Genomic DNA, 6,968 nt, shown 5'->3' with positions numbered 1-6,968 from the left:
CACTCCGTTCGGCGGCTCGGTCGCTTCGATGCCGTAGCCTTCCTCCGCTGTGGTCGCTGCGCTCCCGCCGCTCCTCCAGGCGACGGCGCTCCCTCGCGTGTTCACTGCCTCACTCCGTTCGGCGGCTCGGTCGCTTCGATGCCGTAGCCTTCCTCCGCTGTGGTCGCTGCGCTCCCGCCGCTCCTCCAGGCGACGGCGCTCCCTCGGGTGTTCACTGCCTCACTCCGTTCGGCGGGCCCGGTCGCGTGCGGGTTCACGAGCCGCTCCGGTTGATCAGGTACGAGAAGACGCTCTCCAGATCCTCGTCGGCGGGGGAGACCTGGTGGAGGCGTACGCCCTCGTCGCGGGCGACCTGGGGCAGCAGCTTGGCGAAGCGGCGGAACTCGGTGGCCTGGACCTCCAGGCCGTCGGGGCGCAGCGTGATGCCGCCGGTCGACGGGTCGCGGACGAGGGCGGCGGCGAGCCGGCGGTCGTCGCTGGAGCGGATCATGAACAGGTGGGGCCTGTCGGTCATCAGCCGGCGGATCTCGCGGAAGTTGCCGGAGGCCGCGTGCCGGCCCGCGACCAGCACCTCGATGTGCTGGGCCACGCGTTCGACCTCCTCCAGGATGTGGGAGCTGAACAGGATCGTCTTGCCGGCGGTGCCCATGGCGCGGATGAGGTCCATCAGGTGCAGGCGCTGGCGCGGGTCCATGCCGTTGAACGGCTCGTCGAGCAGCAGCACCGCCGGGTCGTGGACGAGCGCCGCGGCGACCTTCACGCGCTGGCGCATGCCCTTGGAGTACGTCTCGACCCGCCGGTCTTTCGGCTCCTCCATCTCCACGGTGGCCAGGGCCTTGCGGGCGGCCTCCTCGGGGTTGCCCAGGCCGTGCAGGCGGGCGGCCGAGAGCACGAACTGCCAGCCGGTCAGGAAGCCGTACACGCCTTCCTTCTCCGGAACTAGGCCGATATTTCGGTAAATGCGGTGGTTCTTCCATACCGGGGCGCCGTCCAGCGCGACCGTGCCGCTCGACGGGGCCAGGAAGCCGGCCATCATGTGCAGCAGCGTCGACTTGCCCGCGCCGTTCGGCCCGAGCAGGCCGGTGACGCCGGGGCCGATGGTCATGGTGACGTCGTTGACCGCCACCACGTTGCCGTACCAGCGGGAGACCTGTGACAGCTCGACCTTCACCGCGCGGCCGCCTTCCTGTAGCGCAGCATGAGGGCGCCCAGGCCGATCCCGACCAGCGCCACGAGGAACACCGCCGAGGCCGGGCCGCTGGGGTAGCCGCCCTCGATGGAGTGCGGCGGCGTGCCGAACAACCACGACTGCACGGAGTCGACCAGCCAGAACGGGTTCAGCAGCCAGGCCCACGAGGCCGCCTCGTCGTGGCCGGTCGACTCCAGCGCGCCGTAGACCAGCGGGATGGACGCGAACGACAGCAGGTACACGGTGATCACCGAGGCGACCCCGAGCCCGCGCCGCGGCGTGAACGACGCCAGCGCCAGACCGAACGCCGACAGCAGCAACGCCAGGGCCAGCGCCATGACGACGCTGCCGAAGAACTCCCCGGTGGCCGGCGGCCCCGGCATGTCGACGACCAGCTCGCCCAGGTACATCACCGTCAGCGGCACCGCCACCAGCGCGAACACCGCCACGGTCATCGCCGCCACCTTGGCGCCGACGTACGAGGCGATCGTGACCGGGCGTGACAGGTAGAGCGGCAGCACGCGGTGGCGCAGGTCGGGCGCGACGAGGGTCGGGGCCTGGGAGGCCAGGAAGATCGCCACCACGGCCTGCATGATGACCGCGTAGCCGCTGTACTGGATGACGCGCTGCTGGATGAGGGCCATCGTGGCGACGTTCACGATGGCGGGCAGCAGCATGATGGCGGCCAGCGAGAACGGCGTGAGCTTGCTGCGCGCCGGGCGGCCGAGGCCGAAGACGCCGCGCAGGCTGTGGACGGCCAGCGCCCGGGTGGCGTAGCCGCGGCCGAGCCGGGGACCGTCGTAATGGCGGTAGCCGATGTCGTAGATCTCAGACATGCGCCCTCACCTCGTCGCGGAAGACGTCCTCGATGCGGTGACGGTTCTGCTCCAGGCGGATGAGGCACAGGCCGAGGTCGGCCGCGGCGTCGCGCACGGCGTCGTACGTCTCGGGGCCGAGCACCTTGACCACCAGCATGCGGCCCTGCGGTGAGACGGCCTGCCCCTCGGCGGCCAGCCGGGCGGCCAGCTCGTCGAGGCCCTCGTCGACCTCGACCGTCACGGCCTGCGTGGCCTGGGTGAACTCGCCGATCGCCGAGGAACGCAGCAGCCGCCCGCCGTCGATGACGATCACGTGGTCGCAGATGCGCTCCAGCTCGCCGAGCAGGTGGGAGGTGACGAGCACGCTGATGCCGAACTCGGTGCCGATGCGCCTGACGAGCGTCAGCATCTCGTCGCGGCCGCGCGGGTCGAGGCCGTTGGTGGGCTCGTCCAAGAAAATCAGTTTGGGGTCGTGGACCAGGGCCTGGGCCAGCTTGACCCGTTGTTTCATGCCGGTGGAGTAGCCGCCGACGGGCCGGTAACGCTCTTCGGCGAGGCCGACGTGGCGCAGCACGTCGGCGGCGCGCTCGCGAGCGGCGGTGCGCGGCAGGCCGGACATGCGGGCCAGGTGGACCACTAACTCGGTGGCGGAGACGTCGGGCGGCAGGCATTCGTGCTCGGGCATGTAGCCGACGAGCCGGCGGATCTCGGCGCCCCGGGAGGTGGCGTCGAGGCCGAGCACGTCGGCCCGGCCGCCGGTGGGCGGCAGCAGGCCGAGCAGGATCTTGATCAGGGTGGACTTGCCCGCGCCGTTCGCGCCGACCAGGCCGGTGACGCCGGGCCCCACGGTGACCGTGAGCTGGTCGATCGCGGTGACGGTGGGGAAGCGTTTGGTCAGCCCCTCGGTGGCGAGGATGTGCATGTGCCGGACACTACCGGCAGGTCCGGGGCCGTGGCCTCGTTCATCCGGATGAACGGCGTCCTACTTGAGGCCAGAATCTGCGCTGGACCATGAGGGTGGCGGTGCCCGCGACGACCATGCCGAGGACGTTGACGGCCAGTTGCAGGGCCGAGAAGCCGACCTCCGACCATTCGCCCAGCGCCAGCGCGACCGCCGCGTAACCGGCGGCGGGCACCGTGGTGACCGAGATGAAGACGCCGATCAGGGCCGAGGACTTGCCCGCCGTGATCGACAGCACGCCCGCCGCGCCCGCGAGCAGCGCGACGATGAACGACCAGCGGTCGGGCTTGACGATGAACTCGACCTCGTGGTTGGAGGTGAGGTCGACGATGTCGATCCAGCCCAGCAACGAGGAGACGTACGCGCAGGCGAACGTGATCGCGATGGCTACCGCGAAGCCGGCGAACAGTGTCCTGAACGCCGTGCCGATCAGGGTCCACCTGCGATGCAGCAGGCCGAAGCAGACGGCCGCGACAGCACCGAACTCAGGGCCGAGGACCATCGCGCCGACGATCAGGATGAGGGAGTCCTGCACCACGCCGATGCCCGCGAGCTGGGTGGCGATGGCCAGGAACGTGAGGTACGCCCAGGTGATGCGGGAGTCGGTGGAGACCCTCTGGGCGAGCTCCTCCCAGACCACCGCGTCGTCGGGATCTCCGGGAGCCTCCTCGATCGCCTCGGTCGCGGCCCGCGACAGCGACAGGTCGATCTGCTCGGCGGCGATCGAGCCCTCGGTCTCCAGCCAGTCGAGCCGCCCGAGCACCTCGTTGGCCGACTCTCTGGCCGCGTCGCACAGGACGAGGTCGCCTGCTGGCTCGCGGGCCGCTCCGCGCAGGACGACGATGTTGGTGACGCCTGGGGCGTCCTCCAACACCGCCGTCGCCTCGCCGGTGCGCGCCGGGGGGACGATCAGTCGCAGATGCAGCACGCGGCCATTGTCGTCGATCGGACGTTGACGTGGTGTTGACCCGAATACGCGAGGCTCCCTCACATGATCAGGTTCACGTGCCACGACCACGGTGAGGAGTGCTGGTTCGCCGCCATCGACGACCAGGAGTGCCGGGGCAGGTTCGCCCGGTTCCTGGTCGAGGAGGCGTTCAGGTCTGGCGGAGCCGAACCTTGCGCACCGAGTGGTCGGCGCCCTTCTTGAGGACGAGGTCGGCGCGGCCCCTGGTGGGGGCGATGTTCTCGACGAGGTTGCGTTCGTTGATGTCGCGCCAGACGTTGACCGCGAACTTCGTGGCCTCGTCGTAGGACATGTCGGCGATGTGGCGGAAGTACGACTTCGGGTCCTCGAAGGCGGTGCGGCGGAGCTTGTGGAAACGTTCGACGTACCAGGTGCGGATGTCCTCGACCCTGGCGTCGACGTAGATGGAGAAGTCGAAGTAGTCGTTGACGGCGAGGGAGGTGGGCGGGGCGGGCTGGAGGACGTTGAGCCCTTCCAGAATGAGGATGTCTGGATTTTTTACGACTTGAGCAGCGCCGGGGACGATGTCGTACTCAAGATGGCTGTAGACGGGCGCGCACGCTTCCGCGGCCCCCGCCTTGACCTCCGCCACGAACCTGACCAGCGCGCGCCGGTCGTAGCTCTCGGGGAAGCCCTTGCGGTGCATGATCTTCTTGGACTCGAGCACGGCGTTGGGGTAGAGGAAGCTGTCGGTGGTGACCAGCTCCACGTGCGGGTGTTCGGGCCAGCGAGCCAGAAGGGTGTGCAACAGCCGCGCCGTCGTCGACTTGCCGACCGCGACGCTGCCGGCCAGGCCCAGCACGTACGGCACGCGCCGCTCGGATTTGCCGAGGAACGCGCTCAGCACGCTGCTGCGCTGCTTGGACCCGGTGAAGTGCAGGTTGAGCAGCCGGGTCAGTGGGAGGTAGATGTCGGTGACTTCGGTGAGATCCATGGGGTCGTCGACACCGCGCAGCTCTTCCAGCTCGTCTGCGGTGAGAGTCAAGGGCGTGTTCTTGCGGAGCTCGCTCCACTGCTCCCTGCTCAGTTCCACGTAGCCGTTGTTCACCTTGGCAGCGTAGCGATGTGCGACAAACCGGATGTCGGTCGGGGTCCCGTTCGTCCACAGCCTGTGGACAAAGACATGGGATTACCGAGAGCCAGTTCGGGGTAAAGGGCCGCCGCCTGAGTACGCTGAGACGATGATCCTCGGCATCGGCGTTGACGTCGTCGACATCGCCCGCTTCGAGACCGCGCTGGAGCGCACCCCGGGGCTCAGAGACCGCCTGTTCACCGAGGCGGAGCGGCCGCTGCCGGTGCACTCGCTGGCCGCCAGGTTCGCCGCCAAGGAGGCCGTGGCCAAGGCGCTCGGCGCGCCCCGCGGCCTCGGGCACCGCGAGGCCGAGGTGTGCCGCGACGAGCTGGGCAGGCCAGAGCTGCGCGTGTCGGGCCGGGCCGCCGAGGTCGCCGACGAGCTGGGGGTCAAGCGCTGGCACGTCTCGCTCAGCCATGACGCGGGCGTCGCCGTGGCCTACGTGATCGCGGAGGGATAGCGTCGAACCATGCGTACCGCCTACACCGCCGACCAGATCCGCGGCGCCGAGCGCACGCTCATGGCCCGGCTGCCGGAGGGCACGCTCATGCAGCGCGCCGCAGCCGGGCTCGCCGCCGTCTGCGCCGACCTGCTGGGCCACGTGTACGGCAGACGCGTCGTGCTCCTCGTCGGCAGCGGTGACAACGGCGGCGACGCGCTCTACGCCGGTCAGCGGCTGGCCCGGCGCGGGGCCCGGGTGGGCGCCGTCCTGGCCGGGTCGAAGACGCACGAGGCGGGGCTGCCGGCGCTGCTGAAGGCGGGCGGGCGGGTCGTGGAGGCCGCCGAGATCGACGCGGCCGACCTGATCCTTGACGGGCTCGTCGGGATCGGGGCGTCGGGGGCGCTGCGGGAGCCGTACGCGCGGCTGGCGGAGGCGGCCAACGCGGCGCCGGGCCGGGTCGTGGCCGTCGACGTGCCGAGCGGGGTCGACGCGAGCAGCGGCCGGGCCGAGGGGGCGGCCGTGCGCGCCGCGGTGACCGTGACCATGGGGGCGTACAAGACGGGGCTGCTGGTCGATCCGGGGGCGGAGTTCGCGGGCCGGGTCGAGCTGGTGGACATCGGGCTGGGGGCGTACGTGCCCGATCCCGACGTGGTCGCGCTCGGCCACGACGACGTGGCGCGGTTGCTGCCCCGGCCGGGCACCGAGTCCGACAAGTACCGCAGAGGGGTGCTCGGCGTCGCGGCCGGGAGCCACCTGTTCACCGGCGCGGCCGTGCTGGCCGTGGGCGGCGCGCTGCGCGCCGGCGCCGGCATGGTGCGCTACGCCGGCACCGAGGAGCCGGTCGCGCAGGTGCGGGCGCACTGGCCGGAAGCGGTGATCACGGTGCTGGACCGGCCCTCGATCGACGGCGTGGGACGGGTGCAGGCGTGGGTGCTCGGTCCGGGCCTCGGCACGGACGAGCGGGCGCACGAGCTCGCGGCCTCCGTGCTCGCCTCCGACGTGCCCGTGCTGATCGACGCCGACGGGCTGACGATCGTGGCGAAAGACCGCGAGCTGCTGCGGCGTACGGCGCCGGTGCTGCTCACGCCGCACGCCGGGGAGCTGGCCCGGCTGACCGGCGCCGAGCGCGCCGACATCGAGGCCGCCCGGCTGGAGCACGTCCGCGCGGCGGCGGCCGGGCTGGGCGTGACCGTGCTGCTCAAGGGCTCCACCACGCTCATCGCCGAGCCGTCAGGGCAGGCGCGGGTCAACGTCACCGGCAGCTCCTGGCTGGCCACCGGCGGCACCGGCGACGTGTTGTCGGGCGTCGCGGGCGCCCTGCTCGCCCAGGGGCTGAGCTGCTACGACGCCGCCGCGTGCGGCTCGTACGTGCACGGGCTGGCCGGGCGGCTGGCCGCCGACGGCGCACCCCTGGCGGCGGCCGACGTCGCCACCGCCGTGCCGGCCGCCATCCGTGCCGTGACCAGCGGCTCGGCGTCCGGTGAAAAACCCGGCGAGCGGTGAGAAGCGCGCTCGACCA

The 6,968-nt window shown here is 71.2% G+C and carries 7 protein-coding genes; 2 read left to right on the top strand and 5 right to left on the bottom strand.

The features are described from left to right. Positions 1–253: 253 nt before the first annotated feature. The 5 genes from ACIBP6_RS45880 to coaA all read right to left on the bottom strand — a co-directional run bounded on the left by ACIBP6_RS45880 (position 254) and on the right by coaA (position 4,968). Positions 254–1,171, bottom strand: a complete 918-nt coding sequence (locus ACIBP6_RS45880; protein WP_132622007.1) for an ABC transporter ATP-binding protein — start codon at positions 1,169–1,171, stop codon at positions 254–256. Then, the gene (locus ACIBP6_RS45875; protein WP_397061461.1) at positions 1,168–2,025 is read right to left on the bottom strand and encodes an ABC transporter permease; all 858 of its coding nucleotides are present in this window, start codon (positions 2,023–2,025) and stop codon (positions 1,168–1,170) included. The genes ACIBP6_RS45880 and ACIBP6_RS45875 overlap by 4 nt, the downstream gene beginning before the upstream one ends. After that, positions 2,018–2,929 (bottom strand): ABC transporter ATP-binding protein, encoded by a 912-nt coding sequence (locus ACIBP6_RS45870; protein WP_397061459.1) that lies wholly within the window; start codon positions 2,927–2,929, stop codon positions 2,018–2,020. The genes ACIBP6_RS45875 and ACIBP6_RS45870 overlap by 8 nt, the downstream gene beginning before the upstream one ends. 40 nt (positions 2,930–2,969) lie before the next feature. Then, entirely contained in the window at positions 2,970–3,896 is a 927-nt protein-coding gene (locus tag ACIBP6_RS45865; protein ID WP_397061457.1) for a DUF389 domain-containing protein, read from the bottom strand. Between the two features lie 169 nt (positions 3,897–4,065). Continuing rightward, positions 4,066–4,968 carry a type I pantothenate kinase gene (coaA, locus tag ACIBP6_RS45860; RefSeq protein WP_223190878.1) on the bottom strand — a complete coding sequence of 301 codons (903 nt, stop codon included), beginning with the start codon at positions 4,966–4,968 and terminating at the stop codon, positions 4,066–4,068. Positions 4,969–5,116: 148 nt separating this feature from the next. On the opposite strand from coaA, the gene ACIBP6_RS45855 reads away from it, so the two are divergent. Continuing rightward, positions 5,117–5,467 (top strand): holo-ACP synthase, encoded by a 351-nt coding sequence (locus ACIBP6_RS45855; protein WP_397061455.1) that lies wholly within the window; start codon positions 5,117–5,119, stop codon positions 5,465–5,467. A 9-nt stretch (positions 5,468–5,476) separates the two neighbouring features. Then, positions 5,477–6,952 (top strand): NAD(P)H-hydrate dehydratase, encoded by a 1,476-nt coding sequence (locus ACIBP6_RS45850; protein WP_397061453.1) that lies wholly within the window; start codon positions 5,477–5,479, stop codon positions 6,950–6,952. Positions 6,953–6,968 lie beyond the last annotated feature (16 nt).

Origin of the sequence: Nonomuraea terrae (assembly GCF_044465245.1) — a bacterium.
Classification (GTDB): domain Bacteria; phylum Actinomycetota; class Actinomycetes; order Streptosporangiales; family Streptosporangiaceae; genus Nonomuraea; species Nonomuraea terrae.
Note: the sequence above shows the minus strand (reverse complement) of the source record. Positions and strands in the feature narration are given on the sequence as shown.